This window comes from Rubrobacter taiwanensis, assembly GCF_004337705.1.
GTDB lineage: Bacteria > Actinomycetota > Rubrobacteria > Rubrobacterales > Rubrobacteraceae > Rubrobacter_C > Rubrobacter_C taiwanensis.
In genome coordinates this window covers 14,869-35,295 of sequence record NZ_SKBU01000008.1, presented here as the reverse complement: position 1 = coordinate 35,295, position 20,427 = coordinate 14,869, and the positions used below count along the sequence as shown (strand labels likewise).

The window sequence follows — 20,427 nt, the reverse complement described above, 5'->3', positions numbered from 1 at the left end:
CCTCCTAACGCTTCATCAGATTGATCTCGTCCACGTTGACCGTCCGCCGCGCCCGGAACACGGCCAGCACAATGGCGAGCCCCACGGCCACCTCGGCCGCCGCCACCGCGATGATCAGGATAGCGTAGCCGGCTCCCGCGCCCATGGCCCCCGGCAGGTAGTCCGCGAAGCTCACGAGCGTCAGGTTCACCGAGTTGAGCATCAGCTCCACGCACATGAAGACGACCACGGCGTTGCGCCGCACCAGCGCGCCGTAGGTCCCGATGGCGAAGAGCAGCGCCCCGACCACCAGATAAGCCTCCAGCGGTATCAAAGCTCATCCTCCTCTCTGCGCCGGCGGCTGATCACGATCGCCGCGATCGTGGCTATCAGCAGGATCACCGCCCCCAGCTGGAAGAGGAGGGCGAAGACGTCCGGATACTCGCCCGCCCCGAGCAGGAGAGCCCCGAAGTCCTCGACGGCCCGCGGACCCTGCCCCGGAGAAACCTCTCCCCAATCCTGAATGGCGAGCACGTAGGCCAGGAAGACGCCGAGCCCCAGAGCGGCGAGCAACCCGGGGACGTGCTGCCGCTGCAGTATCAACCGGAAGGAGCGCGCCTGCGGCCGCTGAGTGAACATTATGGCGAACAGGACCAGCACCGTTACGGCTCCAACATAGATGAGAACCTGAAAGCCCGCGAGCACCGGAGCGTTCAGCATCACGAAGAACCCGGCCACCCCGAGGAAAGAGGCCGCCATAAAGAGCGCCGAGTGCACCACGTGGCGGCTCAGAACCACCCCCAGCCCGGCGAGCAACGTCAGAGCGGCCAGTACGACGAATGCTACCGTCAAGCGGCCTCCTTTCTTACCGTCTTCGCGCGGGACGCCCTCCTCTTCCGGACCGGGATGGGATCCCTCCTCGGGTCCACCGGCCGCTCGCCGAACTGCCGGGCGAGCTCCAGCCGGTCATATGCCTGCACCTCGAACTCCTCGGTGTGGTAGATGCAGTTGACCGGACAGACCTCCACGCACAACGAGCAGTACATGCACCGCGAGTCGTCTATGGAGAAGCCCACGGCATAGGGGCGAACCTTCCCGGAGCCGTCGAAGTCCCGCTTCTCCTGCTCGATGGAGATGCAATGGTCCGGACAGATGCGCATGCACTGCAGGCAGGCGATGCACCGGTCCATGTCCACGGTGAGCATCCCCCGGCTCCGCTCCGGCAGCTCCCGCCGGTACTCCGGATACTGGCGGGTGATCTTCGGCTCGAACATCCGCCGGATGGTTATCGCCATCCCCTTCAATATTCCCTGTCCCAGGCCGGGCACTTAGAAATCCCTCCTCAGAAGATCAGCATCCAGAGCGCGGTCACAAAGATCCAGATCAGGGTCAGCGGGATCAGCACCTTCCAGCCCAGATCCATGAGCTGATCCATCCGGAAGCGCGGGATGCTCCAGCGGATCCACTGAAAGACGAACAGCAGCAGGGTCGTCTTGATGGCGAACCACAGCCAGTTGAACGCTCCCAGATCCAGGAACGGCAGCGGCGGCTGCCAGCCCCCGAGGAAGAGCGTGGCCGTAACCGCCGAGACGACCGCCATCATGGCGAACTCGGAGGCCTGAATGAGCGCCCACGTCATCCCCGAGTACTCGATCATGAACCCGCCAACGATCTCGCTCTCACCCTCCGGCAGATCGAACGGGATGCGCTTGACCTCCGCTATGCCGGAGATGAAGAAGATCAGAAACATCGGCAGCTGCGGCCAGATGTACCAGTTCCAGAAGCCCCCGCCCTGCGCGTTCACCACGTCCGAGAGCGCCAGACTGCCGGTGAGCATGACGACGCCGAGCAGGCTCAGGATGAGCGGCACCTCGTAGGAGATCATCTGCGCCGCCCCCCGCAGAGCTCCGAGCAGCGAGTAGCTGGAACGGCTGCCGTAGCCGGCCATGATCACGCCCAAAGCCCCTATGGAGGTTATGGCCACGAAGAAGAGCACCCCGATGTTGAGATCCGCAACGACCGCGTTCTGCGAGAAGGGGATCACCAGCCACACCGCCACGGCCGGCAGGAACATGAACGCCGGGGCCAGCAGGAAGACCCAGCGGTCGGCCCGGTTGAGCGGAATGTTCTCCTTCGTGAACAGCTTGATGACGTCCGCCGCCGGCTGCAGAAGCCCGCGCGGACCGACCCGGTTGGGCCCGTAGCGGAGCTGAATGTAGGCCGAGACCTTCCGCTCGGCCAGCGTGAGAACGGCGGCCAGATTCAGCACGAGGAAGATCAGCGCCCCGAAGGTCAGCAGGAACCTGAAGGGCTCCTGATTGAGAACTTCCAGCACGCGCTCCTAACCTCCCCCTACTTGTCCCAACCGCCGCTGACCGGATCTATGAGACCCATGATCGGCATGATGTCCGGCAGGTAGTGCCCGGGTACGATCTCCTGCAGCAGCTGCATGTTCACGAAGCTGGGATCCCGGTAATGCACCCGGTAAGGCACGTCGGAGCCGTCAGAGACGACGTGTACCGCAAACTCCCCGCGCGGTCCCTCAACGCGCCCGAACCCCTCGCCCTCCGGCGGCCGCAGCCTACGCCCCAGATCCGCCATGACCTCCCCCTCGGGCATCTTCTCCAGACATTGCTTGATGATCCGGATACTCTGCCAGACCTCTCTGATCCGCACCCGGTAGGAGGCCTCCACATCCCCGGCATCGTCCGTGATCACGTCGAACTCCAGCTCCGGGTAGACGCTGTACGGATAGTCCCGCCGCACGTCGAAGTCCACACCGGTGCACCTCAGGGGCGGCCCGGTAAGCCCGAGCTCCACGGCCTGCTCCGGCGTCATCTTCCCGACGCCGCGGGTGCGGGAGATGAAGATCTCATTCCCCTCGATGAGGTCTATGAAGTCGGGCTGGATGCGCCGCTCCAATCCCTCGATGTAGTTCCAGATCTTCTCCGGGATCTCCGGCGGAAGATCGGCCTTCACGCCGCCGATGCGGATGTAGTGGAACATCATGCGAGCCCCGGTGACGGCCTCGAAGATGTCCTGTATCCGCTCCCGCTCCCTGAAGGCGTACAGGATCGGAGTGAACGCCCCGAGCTCCAAGAGCAAGAACCCTATCGAGGGGATGTGGCTCGCGATCCGCATCAGCTCGCACATCAGAACCCGGATGTACTCCGCCCGCGGAGGGATCTCCACGTCCAGCAGATCCTCTACCGCCAGACAGTACCCGTGCTCGTTGTGCATGTTGGCGAAGTAATCGAGCCGGTCGGTAAGCGGGATGACGGCCGGATACATCCGGTTCTCGGCGATCTTCTCCTGACAGCGGTGCAGATACCCCATTATGGGATCGCAGCGGACGATCGTCTCGCCGTCCAGCTCCAAGATGAGGCGCAATAGCCCGTGCATCGCCGGGTGCTGCGGCCCCATGTTCATGTCCATGGTCTCCAGGCCGAACTCGTCCCGGATGTCGGGGCTCGCCAGCCGCTCGGTCACCGTCTTCCGCTTCTCTTCCAACATCTACCGCAACCCCTCGAATGTCCGCTTGGTGCTGATCTCGAAGCTCTTCAGGAGCGGGTGGTGGTCGAAGTGATCCTGCCACATGTAGACGCGGCGCAGATCCGGATGCCCCGCGAAAGCCACCCCAAACATATCGTACGCCTCCCGCTCGTGCCAGTTGGCCGTCGGGTAGATGTGCGTCACCGTACCTATGACGGGCTCCTCGCTCCGAAGGTTCGTCCTGACCCGTACCCGCCCCCCCCGGAGGTCCAAAAGCTCGTAGGTGAGCTCGAAGTCCCCATCCCCCCGATCCACCACCGTGATGAACGAGAGGTGCAGGATGCCGAGCCGCTCGCGGGCGGTCGCGAGCACCGCCGGAACGTCCTCCGGCCGCGCCACAACCCGCACGACGTTCCCCTCTATCCCGGCCTCTTCGAGCCCGTGACTGCCGCTTAACCCCTCCAAGTACCGCCGCAAACGCTCTTCAAGGCTCCCCTCCGGTAGCGAGATGGCCAACCTACTCGCCCCCTTCTCCGCCGTCTCTCTCCCTCTGCCTGATCCTCTCCCTGACCTCCTGCGGGATCCAGCCCACATCGGTCTGGGACTCGGGCGGCATACCCCTGCGCTCGAAGACGTAGGTGCGCTTGAGACGCTTGATGCCGGAAGGCCGGTTGGACTTGCCCTCGGAGATGTTGGTGTACTCGCGCTCCGGAAGATACTCCAGAAACTCACCGTCCTCGGTCACGAGCGCCGGACGCGGCTTCTCGTACCCGACCTGCGACTCCCTCTCGATCTTCTTCTGCAGGGTCATGATCCCGAAGATCAAGGCCTCCGGCCGCGGCGGACACCCGGGTACGTACACGTCCACCGGAATGACCCTATCTGCCCCCATCAAGACCGAGTAGCCGTCCAGAAACGGACCGCCGGAGATGGCACACGCTCCCATCGCTATAACCCACTTGGGCTCGGGCATCTGCTCGTAGAGCCGCGTCATGCGCTCGGCCATCTTGGTGGAGACGGTGCCGGAGACGATCATGACGTCGGCCTGCCGCGGACTGCCGGAGAAGAACCCCGCCCCGAAACGGTCCAGATCGTTGTGCGCCATCCCGGTGGACATCATCTCAATGGCACAGCAGGCCAGCCCGAACTGCAGGGGCCACATGGAGTTCTTGCGCGCCCAGTTGAAGAGCTTGTCCGAACTGACCGTCAATATGTTCGGCTCGTTGAACCTCTGCATCACACCCATCTGAGGGCCCCCTTCTTCCACTCGTAGATAAGCCCCAAGGTTATGATCCCGATAAAGATGACCATCTGCACAAACCCGTACAGCCCCAGCTGCCCGTAGACCACCGCCCACGGCAACAGAAATGCCGTCTCAACGTCGAAGATCAGGAACATCAACGCGAAGATGTAATACCGTACGGGAAACGGCCGCCAGGGATCCGAAACCGGCGCCTCCGCAGTCTCATACGACTGCCCCTTCTGAGTCGAACTCTTCCTGCTGGGCGCGATCAACCGCGCAACCATCAAAACCACCAGAACGAAACCCACGATAAAAACCATCGAGAGCCCGACGTAGGCATATAGCGCGGTGTACGGCATCTCGGTTTGTAACAGCGCCAGCAACAGCCCCGACCTTTCTCGCGTTGTCAGACCGAAGATCTCAAGAAGTATCCAGAATATAACATGCGAAGCGCAGCTATTTCAACACGCTACTAATAGTTGCAAAGTGATGCTAAGTGTATCCGGCTACCGCTCCGCGCCCTTGCCGGCGACGAGCTGCACGAACTGCACGAGCATCTGCCGGTAGCGTTCCAGCGATGCGGAGAGCACGAACTCCTGCGGGCCGTGGTGGCCGCCTCCGATGGGGCCGAACTCCACGCCCGGCACGCCGTGGCGCTGGAAGTACACTATGTCGCTTGCGCCGTGGCGGCCGACGCTGACCGGGTTTCCCTGGTAGTGGCGGGCGGCGACCTCCCGGAGCATCTTCACGAAGGGGTTGGAGCGCGGGACGTAAGTGGGTTCGCGGACGTTCAGGACTTCGATCTCGGCGGCCGGGTCGATGGATTCTATCTGGCGCACTATCTCCCGCGGGTTCTGCTCGGGCAGGTAGCGGATATCTAGATCGTAGGTGCAGCGGTCGGGGACGCGGTTGATCACGTCTCCGCCGACGATCCGGGCCAGGTTGACGCTGGGGTACGGGAAGAGGTCGTTGCGCTCGCCGTAGAACGGCAGCTTTCGGAGGCGCCGGAAGTGCTCGTACGCCAGCAGGATCGCGTTCTTCCCGAGCCAGGGCCGGGAGCCGTGCGCGCTCTTGCCTCTGAGCGTGACACGGACGTCCAGCACCCCCTTGGCCTGCACGCCGATGTGGAAATTGGTCGGCTCGCCGGTTATGAGGAAGTCCCCCACGTGTCCCCGGCTTATGAGCAGCTCCGCGCCGGTCATGCCGCCGTAGTCCCGCTCCTCGTCCGGCACGATGAGCAGTTCCACGGTGGCATCGCACCGCATCAGGTCCAGATCGTGCATGGCGTAGAGCATCGCGGCCAGGGCTCCCTTCATGTCGTAGACGCCGCGACCGTAGAGCTCGCCATTCTCCTCGTGGGGGTCGAACTGGTGGGGTTCGGCGGGCACGACGTCCACGTGGCCGTGCAGGAGCAGCCGGGGGTTCCCCGAACCGGTACGCACGGCCATCGCGCTGTGCTCTCCCCGGGGGCCGGCGCCCCGGTAGCGCACCGTCTGGAGCCCCCGGCTCTTGCACCAGTCGGCGATGAAGTCCATGGCGGCCTCGGCCGCGTCCGGCGTGTACGAGCGGTAGCGCACCAGACGCCGGGTCAGAGCGAGAACCTCCGTCCCGTCGATTCCGAGCTTCAGACCCTGCACCTCCGTCTCCGGTCAGAATCGGGAAGCGGCGTCCGCAGGGACGCCGCCGGCATTATATATGGGTCCCCTGCCTTCCCGGCCGCTAGACCAGCGCGGCGCTAGACTCGTAGGAGATCGCCGCCCCAAGGCCCGAGAGCTTCGCCTCGAACCGCTCGTAGCCGCGCAGGATGTGCGTCGCCCGGTCTACGGTCGTGACTCCCTCAGCCGCGAGACCGGCCATCACCAAGGCGGCGCCACCCCGCAGATCCGGTGCCTGCACGATGGTACCCGAGAGCCGTTTCGGACCGCGCACTATGGCCCGGTGGCCGCCGAAGACGTCTATTCCGGCCCCCATTCTGTTCAGCTCCTCGGCCACCCGCAGCCGGTTCTCGAACACGTTCTCGGTGATAACGCCGGCTCCCGAGACCTGCGTGAGCAGCACCATCATCTGCGGCTGGAGGTCGGTGGCGTAACCGGGGAACGGCAGGGTGGAGACATCCACTGCCGCCAGCTCTCGCGGATCGTCGACCCGCACGCGGATCCCGCCGGCGAACTCCTCCAGCTCCACGCCCATGGCCCGCAGCTTGTCGAGGGTCAGACCGAGATGCCGGGGCACCGCTCCGACCACCCGCACGTCGCCGCCGGTGGCGGCCGCGGCCATGATGAAGGTTCCGGCTTCGATCCTATCCGGCATCACCGTGTGCTCGACGGGATGCAGCTCCTCGACCCCCTCTATCTCAACGCGGCTGGAGCCGGCGTTGCGGATCCGGGCTCCCATCCTGTTCAGGAAGTTTGCGAACTCGACCACCTCCGGCTCGCGGGCCGCGTTCTCTATGACGGTCCGGCCGCGGGCCAGCACGGCGGCCATCATTACGTTCTCGGTCGCGGTTACGCTGGGGTAGTCGAAGTAGATATCGGCCCCCCTGAGCCCGCGCGGGGCCCGGGCCTTGATGAAGCCGTGATCCAGCTCCACCTCCGCGCCCAGAGCCCGCAGGCCGTTCATGTGGAAGTCGAACTTGCGGAAGCCCAGATCGCAACCCCCGGGCGCCGAGACCTCGGCCTGCCCGAAGCGGGCCACCAGCGGGCCGAGTACCAGTATGGAGGCCCGCATCTGGCGCACCAGCTCGTAAGGAGCGACGAAGGAGTCGACCCCCTCCGCCTCCACGGTGAGCGTTCCGGAGTCATGCTCCGTCCTCGCGCCCATCTCCTCGATCACGGCCCGCATCGTCCCGATGTCCTTTATATCGGGCACGTTGTGCAGCACCGTACGCCCGGAGGTCAACAGCGCCGCGGCCACGAGCTTGAGGGCCGCGTTCTTGGCTCCGGAGACCCGGACCTCACCCCGCAATCGGTTGCCGCCCTCGACTATGAACCTGCTCAAAGCCCTATCTCCCCCCTCTCGGCGCGGATGGCCCCTCTAAGCCTCGCCGTACTTCCGCGCCACGTGCACCAGATTCTCTCCCATCCTGACGCGCCGCTCGATCTCCGCCCGGCGCTTCCGGTACCCCTCTTCGTCCTCGACGGTCAGCCCCTCCAGCTCCCGGTTGGCCTCCTCGACCCGGTTTCCGGCCTCGTCCACATCTATCTCCCCGGCGGGCACGGCCTCCTCGACCAGCACCTGCGCCAGGTTCTCCGAAACCTTGAAGAAGCCGTCGGAGGTAGCGAAGACCAGGTATTCCTCATCCCGCTTGATGCGGACGGTACCGATCTTGGTCGTCGCGATGAGGGGAGCGTGGTCCGGCAGGACCCCGATCTCCCCGTCCGCGATCGTGGCGACCACCCGGTCCACCTCGCCGTCGAAGACGGTGCGCTCCGGCGTGATGACGCGGCAGAAGAGCGTGCGCCCGCCGTCGGCCACTACTCGCCGCCCTCGCCCTCGGCAGCGGCCCCGACCGGCTCCTCGGCCGGCTCCTCCTCTTCCTCGCCGCTGAGCCGCTTCGCCTTCTCTATGGCCTCGTCTATGTTGCCGACCAGGTAGAACGCCTGCTCTGGCAGGTCGTCGTGCTTGCCCTCGACGACCTCGCGGAAGCTGCGGATCGTGTCCTCCAGCTCCACGAAGCGCCCGGGGAGGCTGGTGAACTGCTCGGCCACGAAGAACGGCTGCGAGAGGAAGCGCTGCAGCCGCCGCGCCCGCCCGACGATGACCTTATCCTCCTCGGAGAGCTCGTCTATGCCCAGGATCGCGATGATGTCCTGCAGCTCCCGGTAGCGCTGCAGGATGTTCTTGACCTCCTGGGCCACCTCGTAGTGCTCCTGCCCCACGACCTTCGGGTCCAGGATCGTAGAGGTGGAGGCCAGCGGGTCCACCGCCGGGAAGATCGCCTGCTCGAACAGGCTGCGCGAGAGCGCGACCGTCGAGTCCAGGTGTGCGAACACCGTGAACGGCGCGGGATCGGTGTAGTCGTCTGCGGGCACGTAGACGGCCTGGAAGCTGGTGATCGAGCCCCGGTTGGTGGAGGTGATCCGCTCCTGCAGCGCTCCCATCTCGGTGGCCAGCGTCGGCTGGTAGCCCACCTCCGAGGGCATCCGGCCCATCAGCGCCGATACCTCGTTGCCGGCCTGAGCGAACCGGAAGATGTTATCCATGAAGAAGAGCACGTCCTGACCCAGCTCGTCCCGGAAGTACTCGGAGATGGTCACGCCCGTCAGGCCGACCCGGAAGCGCGCCCCGGGCGGCTCGTTCATCTGGCCGAAGACGAGCGCCGTGTTCTTGAGAACCCCGGCCTCCTCCATCTCCAGGTAGAGGTCGTTCCCCTCGCGGGTGCGCTCGCCGATGCCGGCGAAGACCGAGGTGCCCTCGTACTGGAGGGCGATGTTGTTGATCAGCTCGGTGATCAAGACCGTCTTGCCGACTCCGGCGCCACCGAACAGGCCGACCTTGCCGCCCCGGCGCACCGGGCAGAGCAGGTCCACCACCTTGATGCCCGAAACGAACTGCTCGGCCCTGGTGGAGAGGTCCTGGAACCTGGGGGCCGGCCGGTGGATCGGCCAGCGGTCGGCCTCGCCCTCCACGGGTCCGGCCTCGTCCACCGGTTCGCCGAGCACGTCCAGCACGCGCCCGAGCACCGCCTCGCCCACGGGCACGGCTATCGGGCGGCCGGTGTCCCGCACCTCGACGCCCCGCTTCAGGCCGTCGGTCGAAGCCATGGCCACGGTGCGGGCCGTGTCGTCGCCCAGGAGCTGCTGCACCTCGAGGGTCAGCGTCGTCTCCTCACCCTCCTCGTTCCGGATAGGAACGGTGAGCGCGTTGTAGATCTCCGGGATCTCCTCCGGAGCGAACCGGACGTCCACGACCGGTCCCTTGACCTCTATCACCCGGCCGACGCCGCCCGGCCGGTGCCCGTCACCTCCGGCCCTCTGGCCGTCTTCTCTCATTTCGCCGTTCTCCGTCATAGCCTCTTCCTCCTAACCCGCCGACAGAGCCTCCGCGCCCGCAGCGATCTCGCTTATCTCGCGCGTGATCTGAGCCTGCCGGGCCTTGTTCATCTGCAGCGTCAGGTCGTCAACCATCTCGTTGGCGTTGTCGGTGGCGTTCTTCATCGCCGTCATCCTGGCCCCGTGCTCCCCCGCCGCGCTCTCCAGTAGCGCCTGGAAGACCATCGTCTCCACGTAGCGGGGAACGAGCTCGTTCAGGATCTCGTCCGCATCCGGGATGAACTCGAACGGGGCCTCGGCCCCGAAGCCGGGCTCCTCCCGCTCCCGTTCCTCTTCGGCATCCTCCGGCGCGATGGGCAGCAGACGCATCAGCACCGGACGCTGGACGGCCGGGTTCACGAAGCGGTTGTAGATCAGGTACACCGCGTCGGCCTCTTCCTCCTGGAAGAGCTGCGTGAGCCGCCGTCCGATCTCCCGCGCCTTCTCGTAGTCGGGGTTGTCGGAGAAGCCGCTGTAGGACTCGGCGAGCCCTATCCTCCGGAACCGGAAGAAGGCTATCCCCTTCCGGCCGCTGACCACCTGCAGCAGATCGGCGCTCTGCTGAGAGCGGAACTCCATGGTGCGCCGGACGGCCTGCGCGTTGAAGCCACCGCAGAGACCCCGGTCGGCCGTCAGGGTCGCCACGGCGACGGTCCTCACCTCCCGGCCCACGAGCATCGGGCTCTTGCTGGTGGCCTTGGCGGCGATGGCCCGCATCATCTCCTCCAGGTTCTCCGCATAGGGCCGGGCGCGCTTGACCCGCGCCTCGGCCTTGCGGAACTTCACGGCGGAGACGGCCTGCAAGGCGTCCGTCACCTTGGCGATGTTCTTGACGGACTGTATCTGACGCTTTAGGTCCCTGAGCGAAGCCAACTTCTAGCTCCCGTCCTCCTCGTCCGGAGCGGTGCTCACCGAGACCGCCGACTCGCTCGGCTCAAAGCCCTCGTTGAAGCGCTCTATCGCCCGCCGGAGCCGGTCGGCGGTCTCGTCGGAGAGCTCCTTCGTCTCGCGGATGGTCTGCAGGATCTCGCCGTGCGAGTCGCGCAGATAGTCGCGTAGTTGCGCCTCCCAGTCCGGCACGTCGTCGGGCTCCACGTCGCGCAGGAGCCCCTGGGTGGCCCCGAAGATGACCGCCACCTGTTCCTCAACCGGCATCGGGTCCCGCTCGCCCTGCTTAAGGATCGCGGTCAGCCGCTCGCCGCGAGCCAACGTCTCCTGAGTCGCCTTGTCCAGATCGCTCCCGAACTGGGCGAAGCTGGCCAGCTCCCGGTACTGCGAGAGGTCCAGCTTCAGCGTACCGGCGACCTTCTTCATGGCCTTGATCTGGGCCGAGCTCCCAACCCGGCTGACCGAGTTGCCGACGTCGATCGCCGGCCGCTGGTTGGCGTTGAAGAGGTCCACATCCAGGAAGATCTGGCCGTCCGTGATCGAGATGACGTTCGTCGGGATGTACGCGGAGATGTCGCCGGCCTTGGTCTCCACGACCGGCAGCGCCGTCAGCGAACCGCCGCCGTACTCGTCGCTCATCCTGGCCGCCCGCTCAAGCAGCCGCGAGTGCAGGTAGAAGATGTCCCCGGGGTAGGCCTCGCGGCCCGGCGGCCGCCGCAGCAGCAGCATCATCTGCCGGTAGGCGACGGCGTGCTTGGAGAGGTCGTCGTAGATCACGAGCGCATCCTCTCCCTGGTGCATGAAGTACTCCCCGATGGCGCACCCCGCATAGGGGGCCAGGTACTGCAGCGTCGCCGACTGGGAAGCCGAAGCGTTGATGACCGTCGTGTAGTCCATCGCGCCGGCCTCCTCCAGAGCGGCCACCACGCCGGCTATCGAGGAGTCCTTCTGCCCGACGGCCACGTAGATGCACTTCACGCCCTCTTCGGCCTGGTTGATAATCGTGTCTATCGCGAGCGAGGTCTTCCCGGTCTGCCGGTCGCCGATGATCAGCTCCCGCTGCCCGCGGCCGATCGGGATCATGGAGTCTATGGCCTTGATCCCGGTCTGAAGCGGCGTGTTGACCGGCTGACGGCGGATGATACCGGGGGCCACGATCTCCACGGGCCGGGTGTCCTCGGTCTCTATCTCGCCCCGGCCGTCCATTGGGGCTCCGAGCGCGTTGATGACGCGCCCCAGAACCCCGTAGCCCACAGGCACGCTCGCCAGCTTCCCCGTGCGGCGGACGGTGCTGCCCTCCTGGATGTGCCGGTCCTCGCCGGCGATGATGACGCCGACGTTGTCCTCCTCCAGGTTCAGCGCGAGCCCGATGATCTTCTCGCCCCGCGCGTCCTCGAACTCGACCATCTCCTGGTACATGACGTTGGCGAGGCCGTGCACGCGGGCGATGCCGTCCCCGACCTCCAGTACCTGCCCCACCTCCTCGGTGCGGACCTGACCCTCGTAGTCCGTGATAGCACCCTTGAGTATGGAGGAAATCTCTTCGGGCCGCAGTCTGCCTGCCACTACACAACACCTCTCTCTAACATCTTCTCCCGGAGACCCTCGAGCTGCCCCCGGACGCTGCCGTCCAGCATCATGCCGCCGAACCGGAAGACGGCGCCCCCGAGTATATCTTCATCTACCCGATTCTCCAGAACCACCTCGCGCCGCCCCAGGATCTCCTTCAGGCGCTCCTCTATGCGCCGCAGCGTCTCCCCGGGAAGCTCCACCGCCGTGGTGAGCTCCACCTCCACGCGCCCGAGATGATCCTTCACCAGCTCCTCGTAGCGCAGCAGGATCTCCTCCAGATACTCCTCCCGGTCCTTGTCCGCCAGAACCTTGAGGAAGTTGCGGGCGGTCTGCTGCATACCCTCGGTGAGCTGGTCCAGCACCCGACGCTTCTGCGGCTTCGTCACCTGCGCGTGGTAGTAGAAGCGACGCAGCTCCTCGTTCTCCCGCAGCGCCCCGGCGAAGTCCTTGAGATCCTGAAGCGTCTCCTCCAGGTTGCCCCGCTCCTGCGCCGCCTCGAAGAGCGCCTCGGCGTATGTGGACACCACGCTCACCGGGTGACTTCCTTCTCCTTCAACTCAACGTCCAGCTCCCGCAGCGCCTCCTCTATCAAGCGCTCGTGATCTTCGCGCTCCAGACTCTTGCGTACCACCTGCTCGGAGGCCATGATCACCATGTCGGCGACCTCCCGCCGGATCTCGGAGAGAGCCTGAGCCCGCTCGCGCTCTATCTCCTCCCGGGCGCGCTGGATGATGCGCTCACCCTCCTCGCGGGCCTCCCGCAGCGTCCGCTCCCGCTGAGCCTCCCCCTGCCGCCGGGCCTCCTCCAGTATCTGGCGGGCCTCGCCGCGGGCCTCGGCGATCTGCTGCCGGTACTCCTCCAGCAGCCGCCGGGCCTCGGCCCGGGTCTGCTCCGCCTCGTCGATGGCCTGCTCTATGGAGCGCTGGCGCTTGATGATCTGGTCCCGGATCGGCGGATAGACGAACTTGTACAGCAGCAGGAGCAGGATCGCGAAGGTGATCAGCTGCCAGAACATCAAGCCCAGATTTCCTATGTCGAAGACGGTGCCCATTATTCCGGCTCCTCTCTTATTCTTACCCCCCGCTATCCTTCTCTAGAGCACGAAAGCCAGAAGAATGGCGAAGACCAGCCCGTAGAGCGCGAGCGCCTCGACGAACGCGATGCCGATAAACATCAGCGTCCGGGCCTCGCCGCCCATCTCCGGCTGGCGGGTTATGCTCTCGATGGTCTTGCCCACGAGATATCCCAGCCCGACACCAGGCCCCACGGAAGCCAGCCCGGCAGCCACGCCGGTCCCGAGCATCTTGAGCCCCTCAGCATCGGCCTGAAGCAGCGCCAGCATCTCCATCTATCCTCTTCTCCTCTCTCTACTCGACATCTCTTTCAATCACTCCCGCCGCGAATCCTACCGGAAAATCCCTAGTGGGACTCGTCGGCGAACATTGCCAGCTCTATGTACACCTGCGTGAGTATCGCGAATATGTAAGCCTGCAGCACCGCGATGAACAGCTTGAAAGCGTAGAAGATGATCGCCGCCGGCACCGAGATGAAGGCGGTGAAGACCCCGAAGTACAGAATAAGGCTCAGGAACACATATATCACCAGACTCCCGGCCAGCATGTTGGCGTAGAGCCGGACGCCGAGCGTGAGCGGCTTGGCAAACTCCCCGATGAGGTGCACGATCCACATGAAAGGATAGAGCACCGGCCGGGCCGGCACGTCGGTCGGCGCCCAGCTCTTGAAGTACTTGACGACACCGTTGCGGGCGATCCCCTGCTGCTGCACGATCAGGAAGGTTATCAGGGCCAGCGTGATCGTGAACGTGATGTTGCTCGTCACCGGATACGAACCGGGGATGAGCCCCATGAGGTTCAGCACCAGAATGAAGACGAAGAGGGTCAGCGTGTAGGGGAACCACTTCTTGCCCTCCTCGCCCATCTGCCCGCCGAGGTGGTTGCGCCCGAAGCCGTAGATCTCCTCCACGATCACCTGGTACGCACCGGGCCGGTCCTTGAGGATGCGGCTCCCAATGAACAGGAGCAGGAACGTTACCGCCGCCCCGATGAACAGGAACCAGACGATCTTGTTGATCGAGAGATCCACCCCGAAGACCTCGATGGGGATGACCCACTTGGTCTTGGCCGTCTCCCAGGTGTGCAGGATCTCGTGCCTGAGCTCCTCCTGCGTTATCTGCTGCAGCAGAGCCAGCATAGGTCTCACGCCGTCACCCTCCGTTCCGCTCCCTTCTTATGCTCCCGTCTCGAACCACCGATCATCCTCAAAGCTCCCGGAATGAGTATAAGATTCTCTGCGAGATAGACCCCCGCAAAACCAGCAACCATCGGTATCACCGGCCAGAGCCCCAAATAGGCGGGGACGCCTAGCGCCACCGCCACGAACCCGTAGCGGACAACGAAAGAGCCGGCCCCAATGGCCCGCCAGAGCACGCTCCCGCTCGTCAGCATCGAAACGGTCAGAGCCGTCGATACGAAGCTCGCAAGCCCAACGGCCACACCGTAGGCGAACCCCCCGGCCTGCGCCCCGGCGTAGTATACCCAAATGATCCCCCCTATGACGACCGCTCCCGAAGCGACCAGCAGCGAGTAACCCAGCGCCAGCCGCCAATGACTCACTCATTCTCCATTCGCCTCAGAATCCCGTAAACGTAATAGAGACCGCCCGCAAACCCCAGCACCAGCCCGGCCAGCAAGAAGAGCGGCAGCGTCCCCAGCCAACGGTCCACGAAGAACCCGATCACACCCGCGATCCCCAGCGTCAACACGAATGTAAATCCGACCCCTATGTACCGCGCATAGGACGCCCCCGGTCCTCGATCACCGGAGTTCCCGTCGGCCGCCATATTATAAGTATACCTTGTGGCTCAAACTGTTGCAAGCAGTGTCAATCTCCGTCCCAGCCGGGGCCTTTGCGGCGGAATCTCCAGTCTATCTCCAGCAGCCGGGCCATGAGGAGGGTACTTCCGGCGGCGAGCGTCCCGGCGGCCACGATGGCGGGGACGTGCTTGTAGCCGATAGCGAGTCCCAGGGCGCTCATGGTGGCGCACCAGCCGTAGATCAGGAAAACCGCCCGGCGGTGTGAGAAGCCGACGTTGATGAGGCGGTGGTGCACGTGTCCGCGGTCGGGCCGGAAGATGGGCATGCGGTTCTTGAAGCGCCGCACGACGGCGAACGAGGCGTCGAAGAACGGTACGCCCAGCACCAGAAGCGGCAGGAGCAGCGAGACGGTGGAGGTTATCTTGAGCGTGCCCTGGATCGTTATGGTCGCCAGCATTATCCCGAGGACGGCGCTGCCGGTGGTGCCCATGAAGATCATGGCCGGGTGGAAGTTGAGCGGGAGGAAGCCGAGCGTGACGCCGAGCAGGATGACGCAGAGCACGGCGACGAAGAACTTGCCCTGCTCCAGGGAGATGATGGCGAAGGAGACCGAGGCTATGCCGGCCACTCCGGCTGCCAGGCCGTCCAGGCCGTCTACAAAGTTGATGGCATTGATAATCAGGACCACCCAGAGGACGGTGGCCGGAAAGCTGAGGTACTCCAGATACGAGAAGCCTCCGGCGGCGAAGGGGTTGGTGATCCGCTCGATGGTCACTCCGAAATAGAAGAGGATGATCCCGGCCGCCACGTGGGAGGCGAACTGCCAGGCGGGCGAGAGGTCGTAGATGTCGTCCAGGATGGAGGCTGCGAACACGACCGTCATGGCGAGGAGCATCCCCTGCACCCAGAACATGTTCGTCGGCAAAAACAGCAGCGCGCCGACCAGCACGGCGGCGTAGAGGGCCCAGCCTCCGTTGCGGGGCACGGGCTTGCTGTGGACGCGCCGGAGAGGCTCCGGGTAGTCCAGCAGTTTGAACTTGAATCCCATCCAGCGGATAAACAGACAGGCACCGAATGTGAAGACTGAGACCACCGCGAAGACTTCGGCGAGCGCGGAGAGCGTGTCCGGGCTAAATACCACCCGTCCTCTCCTGGTCGAACTCCAGCTTCACCACCTCCAGACCGGCCTCGGACGCGAGTTCGATGGCCAGCGGGTCGGGATATCCCTGCCCGTAGTATACGGCTTCTATACCCGCATTGATGATCATCTTCGTGCACAGCAGACACGGCTGGTGGGTACAGTAGAGGGTCGCGCCTCGCACGGAGACCCCGTGAACCGCGGCCTGAATTATGGCGTTCTGCTCGGCGTGCAGTGTCCGCTGGCAGCTCTCCCGGCCGTCGACGATACGGATCAGGCACCCCACATCCTCACAGTGCGGCAGCCCGGAGGGGCTGCCGTTGTAGCCGGTGGTGAGGATGCGGCGGTCACGTACTATCACCGCCCCCACCGCCAGGCGGGGACAGGTGGAGCGTGTGGCCACCTCCTGAGCTATGCGCATGAAGTACTCGTCCCAGGACGGCCTCATCGGAGATCACCTCAGAGCGTCCCGTAGAGCCGGTCCCCGGCGTCGCCGAGCCCCGGCACGATGAACGCCCGGTCGTCCAGCTCGGGGTCCACGACCCCCACGTAGAGATCCACGTCCGGATGATCGCGCAGCACCCGCTCCACGCCGGGGACGGCGGCCACGGCGCTCACGCACGAGATGCGACGCGCCCCGTGGTCCTTGAGCTTGGCCAGCGTGGCCGAGAGGCTGCCGCCGGTCGCCAGCATGGGATCCAGCACCATGACGCGATACCTCTCGAGCTCCCGGGGCAGATTGGCGTAGTACTCGACCGGCAGGGCGGTCTCCTCGTCCCGGAAGAGCCCAATAAACCCGACGGTGGCTTCGGGCAGCAGGGCGAGCGCCCCGTCGAGCATCCCCAGACCGGCCCGCAGCACGGGCACCAGACAAACCGGCTCAGAGATGCGGTGCACCTCGGTGGGAGCGAGCGGAGTGTTCACCCGTACCGCCTCGGTCGGCATCCGGCGGGCAGCCTCGCTCACGAGCACCAGCGCCAGCTCGCGCATGGCCTGCCGGAACTCGCGCTGGCGCGTGTTCTCGTCCCGCAGCACGGCCAGCTTCTGCCGGCTGAGGGGGTGATCCACGACGTGCAGCCGCTCCGACTTAAGCATAGAGCGGGAACGCCTCCGTGAGCGCGAGCACCCGGTCGCGCAACCCCTTCAGCTCACCGCGCACCGCCCGGGCTATTATGTCCGCGATCTCCCGCATCTCCTCTTCTCCCATGCCCCGGGTAGTCATGGCCGGGGTTCCGAGCCGGACCCCACTGGTCACGGTCGGCGGGGCAGGATCGCCCGGGACCATGTTCTTGTTGCAGGTGACCCCGATGGAATCCAGCCGCTCCTCCAGCTCCTTGCCTGTAACTCCCGTACCCCGCAGGTCCACGAGCATCATGTGGTTATCGGTGCCGCCGGAGACGAGATCCAGCCCCTCCTCCAGGAGCTTCTCCGCCATCGCCCGGGCGTTGGCGACGATCCGGTGGGCATAGTCCCGGAACTCCGGCCGCAGCGCCTCGCCCAGAGCTACCGCCTTGCCGGCTATGGCGTGCATCAGCGGCCCGCCCTGCAGGCCGGGGAAGATGCGGCTGTTCAGCTTCTTCGCGAACTCCTCCCGGCAGAGGACCATGCCGCCCCGCGGCCCCCGGAGCGTCTTGTGCGTGGTCGTAGTGACCATCTCGGCGTACGGCACCGGCGAGGGATGCACCCCGCCGGCGACCAGCCCGGAGATGTGGGCCATATCCACCAGCAGGTAAGCCCCCACGGAATCGGCGATCTCGCGGAAGAGATCGAAGTGCAGAACGCGGGGATAGGCACTGGCCCCGGCTAAGATCATCTTCGGCCTCTCCCGCAGAGCGATCTTGCGCACCTGATCGTAGTCTATGAAGCCGTCCGAACCCACACCGTAGTGGGAAAACTCGTAGGTGCGGCCGGAGAAGTTGATCTTCATCCCGTGCGTAAGGTGCCCGCCATGCGCCAGATCCATCGAGAGCACCCTGTCCCCCGGATCCAGCAGCGTCGCGTACGCACCCTCGTTGGCCTGACTCCCGGAGTGCGGCTGTACGTTGACGTGCTCGGCCCCGAAGAGCTCCTTCGCCCGGTCAATCGCAAGCCGCTCAACCCGGTCTACCCACTCGCACCCGCCGTAGTAGCGGCGACCCGGGTACCCCTCGGCATACTTGTTCGTCAGCACCGAGCCCTGAGCCGCCAGTACCGCCGGAGAAGCGAAGTTCTCACTGGCTATGAGCTCCACGTTCATCCGCTGGCGGTCCAGCTCTCCGTCCAGCGCCGCCTGAACCTCGGGGTCTACCACCTCCGTATACGGGCCTATCACTCTTACTCTACCTCCACTTGAGATTCATTCCTGCCGGTGTCCTCCCGCTGCAGACGGTCCAGCGCGCCTTCGACGTAGCCGAGGATCTGGCGCAGGGAGGCCCGGTAACCGGAGAAGCTGCCGCCGTAGGGGTCGGATATGCTATCCGGAGAGCCCGCGGCGTACTCGGGCAGGGTATAGAGCTTCTCCGGAGACTCTCCGAGCAGCTTCCGGATGGCAGCCGCGTGCTGGGGACTCATCGTCAGAATGAGATCCGCCTCCCGCAACATCTCCCCGGTGACCTGCCGGGCGCGATGCTGCGGGTCCGGCTCCACCCCCGCCTCCCGCAGGGCCAGCGCCGAGTTCTCGGCCATCTGCTCCCCTTCGAGAGCAGCCACTCCGGCACTCTCGGCCCGGGCCGCGATGCCGCGCTCCCGGGCAAGCGCGTTGAAGAGCATGCTGGCCATCGGGCTCCGGCAGATGTTGGCGGTGCACACGAAGAGAATCTTCTTCACGACCCTTCCCCCGAATGCAGCCGGCGAACATACCCTTCCGTGACCTCACCGGCCGGACGCAGCACCCGGGGCGTTGCCTGAGAGAAATCCACGACGGCCGATGCCTCTCCGCTCCCTCGCTCTCCTGCCACCGCGAAATCTACAGCGGAGAACACCCTCGGGTCAACCTCTTCCAGCGCGGCGGGCGCCGGCTGACCGGTGATGTTAGCACTGGTCGCGTACAGAGGAGCCCCGTAGTGCCTCAGAACCTCCACTACGGCCGAACGCCCAGGAACCCTGACCCCCACGGTCCCCCCGTCCCCGGACTCCAGAACCAGCGTCAGGGGCCCGGGCCAGAGACGCTCCGCCAGCCGCCGAGCGGCCCCGGGGACGCTCCGCGCGAGAGAGAACGCCTCCTCCACACTGCGGCAGAGAAGGGCAACCGGCTTGCCGGGCTCCCGCAGCTTCATCTCGTTAAGCCGCCGGTCCTCCGCGGCGACGAGCCCCACGACCGTCTCCGTGGGGATGAGACCCACCTTACCCTCACGTAGAGCTTTAGCAGCCTCCTCCGGAGAGAGCAACTTATCCTCCATCACACCTCCCTGCTCAGCAGGACCGCGCGCGGCGTGCTGCCGAGATCCGTCCTGACGCCGCGTGCGACGTAACCGTAGAGCTCCCCGATCCTGAGCACATCGCCTTCCCGGCCGTCCCCGACCTCCAGCACCAGCTCCGCTCCCGGAGCGAGCAGGCGCCCTGCTTCGGAGAAGATGCGGCGATAGAAAGCGAGCCCGTCCGGCCCGCCGTCGAGAGCGCGTGGCGGGTCCCAGTCCCTCACCTCGGGCATGAGGCGGGGTATATCACCCGCAGGTACGTACGGCGGGTTGGAGACGAGCAGGTCCACGCCGTTGACCAGATCCTCCAACCCGGCGGCGAGATCCGCGCGCCGGAACTCCACCTCTACCCCGGCGGCGGCAGCGTTGAGGCGTGCGATCCTCAGCGCGGCCTCCGAGACGTCCGTGGCGTACACCCGGCAGCGGGGGCGCTCCTGGGCCACGGAGACGGCGATGGCCCCCGAGCCGGTACCGAGGTCCAGGACGCGGCAGCTTCCGCCCCGGCGGTCTACCCGTTCCAGCACCGCCTCCACGACGCTCTCGGTCTCGGGCCGCGGTACGAGGGTCTCCTCGTTGAGTTGCAGCCGGAGGTTCCGGAAGTAGGCATAACCCAGTATGCGCTGGACGGGCTCGCGCCGCTCGCGGGCCGCGATCCACTCCGCGTACCGCTCGAGCTGCCGCCGGGAGAGATCGAACTCCCCGGCATAGAGCTCCCCGCGCCGCAGCCCGGTGAGCTCGGAGAGCAGGATCTCGGCCGACGCCTCGGGCTCGGGCACCCCCGCCTCCTGCAGCCTCCGGACGGCCGCACAGAGCACCCGGCGCGCGGTCGCACGTGTCCCTTCCGCAAGCACCAGGA

At 65.5% G+C, this 20,427-nt stretch carries 27 protein-coding genes; all 27 read right to left on the bottom strand.

Annotated elements, in window-relative coordinates; genetic code table 11:
• Positions 1–4 precede the first annotated feature (4 nt).
• The 27 genes from nuoK to prmC all read right to left on the bottom strand — a co-directional run bounded on the left by nuoK (position 5) and on the right by prmC (position 20,386).
• Positions 5–313, bottom strand: coding sequence for an NADH-quinone oxidoreductase subunit NuoK (gene nuoK / locus E0L93_RS04585; RefSeq protein ID WP_132689134.1), 309 nt, complete (start codon positions 311–313; stop codon positions 5–7).
• Positions 310–831, bottom strand: a complete 522-nt coding sequence (locus tag E0L93_RS04580; RefSeq protein WP_132689132.1) for an NADH-quinone oxidoreductase subunit J family protein — start codon at positions 829–831, stop codon at positions 310–312. The genes nuoK and E0L93_RS04580 overlap by 4 nt, the downstream gene beginning before the upstream one ends.
• Entirely contained in the window at positions 828–1,274 is a 447-nt protein-coding gene (locus E0L93_RS04575; RefSeq protein WP_132689129.1) for a NuoI/complex I 23 kDa subunit family protein, read from the bottom strand. Before E0L93_RS04575 ends, E0L93_RS04580 begins: the two co-directional genes overlap by 4 nt.
• A gap of 47 nt (positions 1,275–1,321) precedes the next feature.
• Positions 1,322–2,314 carry an NADH-quinone oxidoreductase subunit NuoH gene (gene nuoH / locus E0L93_RS04570; protein ID WP_132689126.1) on the bottom strand — a complete coding sequence of 331 codons (993 nt, stop codon included), beginning with the start codon at positions 2,312–2,314 and terminating at the stop codon, positions 1,322–1,324.
• A 17-nt stretch (positions 2,315–2,331) separates the two neighbouring features.
• Positions 2,332–3,492 carry an NADH-quinone oxidoreductase subunit D gene (locus E0L93_RS04565; RefSeq protein WP_132689124.1) on the bottom strand — a complete coding sequence of 387 codons (1,161 nt, stop codon included), beginning with the start codon at positions 3,490–3,492 and terminating at the stop codon, positions 2,332–2,334.
• Positions 3,493–3,948 carry an NADH-quinone oxidoreductase subunit C gene (locus E0L93_RS04560; RefSeq protein ID WP_165874160.1) on the bottom strand — a complete coding sequence of 152 codons (456 nt, stop codon included), beginning with the start codon at positions 3,946–3,948 and terminating at the stop codon, positions 3,493–3,495.
• A gap of 40 nt (positions 3,949–3,988) precedes the next feature.
• Entirely contained in the window at positions 3,989–4,717 is a 729-nt protein-coding gene (locus tag E0L93_RS16260) for an NADH-quinone oxidoreductase subunit B (RefSeq protein WP_132689119.1), read from the bottom strand.
• The gene (locus tag E0L93_RS04550) at positions 4,708–5,097 is read right to left on the bottom strand and encodes an NADH-quinone oxidoreductase subunit A (protein WP_243638109.1); all 390 of its coding nucleotides are present in this window, start codon (positions 5,095–5,097) and stop codon (positions 4,708–4,710) included. Before E0L93_RS04550 ends, E0L93_RS16260 begins: the two co-directional genes overlap by 10 nt.
• A 123-nt stretch (positions 5,098–5,220) precedes the next feature.
• Positions 5,221–6,351, bottom strand: a complete 1,131-nt coding sequence (locus tag E0L93_RS04545; protein WP_132689117.1) for a M20 family metallopeptidase — start codon at positions 6,349–6,351, stop codon at positions 5,221–5,223.
• 82 nt (positions 6,352–6,433) lie between these two features.
• Complete coding sequence (gene murA, locus E0L93_RS04540; protein WP_132689115.1) at positions 6,434–7,711, bottom strand: UDP-N-acetylglucosamine 1-carboxyvinyltransferase; 1,278 nt, start codon at positions 7,709–7,711, stop codon at positions 6,434–6,436.
• Positions 7,712–7,747: 36 nt separating this feature from the next.
• Positions 7,748–8,188, bottom strand: coding sequence for an ATP synthase F1 subunit epsilon (gene atpC, locus E0L93_RS04535; protein ID WP_132689112.1), 441 nt, complete (start codon positions 8,186–8,188; stop codon positions 7,748–7,750).
• Positions 8,188–9,705 carry a F0F1 ATP synthase subunit beta gene (gene atpD / locus E0L93_RS04530; RefSeq protein WP_207890331.1) on the bottom strand — a complete coding sequence of 506 codons (1,518 nt, stop codon included), beginning with the start codon at positions 9,703–9,705 and terminating at the stop codon, positions 8,188–8,190. The genes atpC and atpD overlap by 1 nt, the downstream gene beginning before the upstream one ends.
• Positions 9,706–9,735: 30 nt before the next feature.
• Positions 9,736–10,617 (bottom strand): ATP synthase F1 subunit gamma, encoded by an 882-nt coding sequence (atpG, locus tag E0L93_RS04525; protein WP_132689107.1) that lies wholly within the window; start codon positions 10,615–10,617, stop codon positions 9,736–9,738.
• Between the two features lie 3 nt (positions 10,618–10,620).
• Positions 10,621–12,198, bottom strand: coding sequence for a F0F1 ATP synthase subunit alpha (gene atpA / locus E0L93_RS04520; RefSeq protein ID WP_132689104.1), 1,578 nt, complete (start codon positions 12,196–12,198; stop codon positions 10,621–10,623).
• Positions 12,198–12,737: an ATP synthase F1 subunit delta gene (atpH, locus tag E0L93_RS04515; protein WP_132689102.1), complete on the bottom strand. Its 540-nt coding sequence runs from the start codon at positions 12,735–12,737 to the stop codon at positions 12,198–12,200. The genes atpA and atpH overlap by 1 nt, the downstream gene beginning before the upstream one ends.
• Positions 12,734–13,255 (bottom strand): F0F1 ATP synthase subunit B, encoded by a 522-nt coding sequence (gene atpF / locus E0L93_RS04510; protein WP_132689100.1) that lies wholly within the window; start codon positions 13,253–13,255, stop codon positions 12,734–12,736. The genes atpH and atpF overlap by 4 nt, the downstream gene beginning before the upstream one ends.
• 42 nt (positions 13,256–13,297) lie before the next feature.
• Positions 13,298–13,552 carry an ATP synthase F0 subunit C gene (gene atpE, locus E0L93_RS04505; RefSeq protein ID WP_132689097.1) on the bottom strand — a complete coding sequence of 85 codons (255 nt, stop codon included), beginning with the start codon at positions 13,550–13,552 and terminating at the stop codon, positions 13,298–13,300.
• A gap of 71 nt (positions 13,553–13,623) precedes the next feature.
• Positions 13,624–14,415, bottom strand: a complete 792-nt coding sequence (gene atpB, locus E0L93_RS04500; protein WP_243638112.1) for a F0F1 ATP synthase subunit A — start codon at positions 14,413–14,415, stop codon at positions 13,624–13,626.
• A 5-nt stretch (positions 14,416–14,420) separates the two neighbouring features.
• Positions 14,421–14,837, bottom strand: coding sequence for a hypothetical protein (locus tag E0L93_RS04495; protein WP_132689092.1), 417 nt, complete (start codon positions 14,835–14,837; stop codon positions 14,421–14,423).
• Positions 14,834–15,064: an AtpZ/AtpI family protein gene (locus tag E0L93_RS04490; RefSeq protein ID WP_132689090.1), complete on the bottom strand. Its 231-nt coding sequence runs from the start codon at positions 15,062–15,064 to the stop codon at positions 14,834–14,836. The genes E0L93_RS04495 and E0L93_RS04490 overlap by 4 nt, the downstream gene beginning before the upstream one ends.
• Before the next feature lie 41 nt (positions 15,065–15,105).
• The gene (locus E0L93_RS04485) at positions 15,106–16,179 is read right to left on the bottom strand and encodes an MraY family glycosyltransferase (RefSeq protein WP_132689087.1); all 1,074 of its coding nucleotides are present in this window, start codon (positions 16,177–16,179) and stop codon (positions 15,106–15,108) included.
• Positions 16,169–16,624, bottom strand: coding sequence for a deoxycytidylate deaminase (locus E0L93_RS04480; protein WP_132689085.1), 456 nt, complete (start codon positions 16,622–16,624; stop codon positions 16,169–16,171). Before E0L93_RS04480 ends, E0L93_RS04485 begins: the two co-directional genes overlap by 11 nt.
• Positions 16,625–16,635: 11 nt before the next feature.
• Positions 16,636–17,271: a uracil phosphoribosyltransferase gene (upp, locus tag E0L93_RS04475; RefSeq protein ID WP_132689083.1), complete on the bottom strand. Its 636-nt coding sequence runs from the start codon at positions 17,269–17,271 to the stop codon at positions 16,636–16,638.
• Positions 17,264–18,487, bottom strand: a complete 1,224-nt coding sequence (locus E0L93_RS04470) for a serine hydroxymethyltransferase (protein ID WP_132689080.1) — start codon at positions 18,485–18,487, stop codon at positions 17,264–17,266. Before E0L93_RS04470 ends, upp begins: the two co-directional genes overlap by 8 nt.
• Positions 18,488–18,489: 2 nt before the next feature.
• The gene (locus E0L93_RS04465) at positions 18,490–18,981 is read right to left on the bottom strand and encodes a low molecular weight protein arginine phosphatase (protein ID WP_132689078.1); all 492 of its coding nucleotides are present in this window, start codon (positions 18,979–18,981) and stop codon (positions 18,490–18,492) included.
• The gene (locus E0L93_RS04460) at positions 18,978–19,553 is read right to left on the bottom strand and encodes an L-threonylcarbamoyladenylate synthase (protein WP_132689075.1); all 576 of its coding nucleotides are present in this window, start codon (positions 19,551–19,553) and stop codon (positions 18,978–18,980) included. The genes E0L93_RS04465 and E0L93_RS04460 overlap by 4 nt, the downstream gene beginning before the upstream one ends.
• Positions 19,553–20,386, bottom strand: coding sequence for a peptide chain release factor N(5)-glutamine methyltransferase (prmC, locus tag E0L93_RS04455; RefSeq protein WP_279387444.1), 834 nt, complete (start codon positions 20,384–20,386; stop codon positions 19,553–19,555). The genes E0L93_RS04460 and prmC overlap by 1 nt, the downstream gene beginning before the upstream one ends.
• Positions 20,387–20,427: the final 41 nt, after the last annotated feature.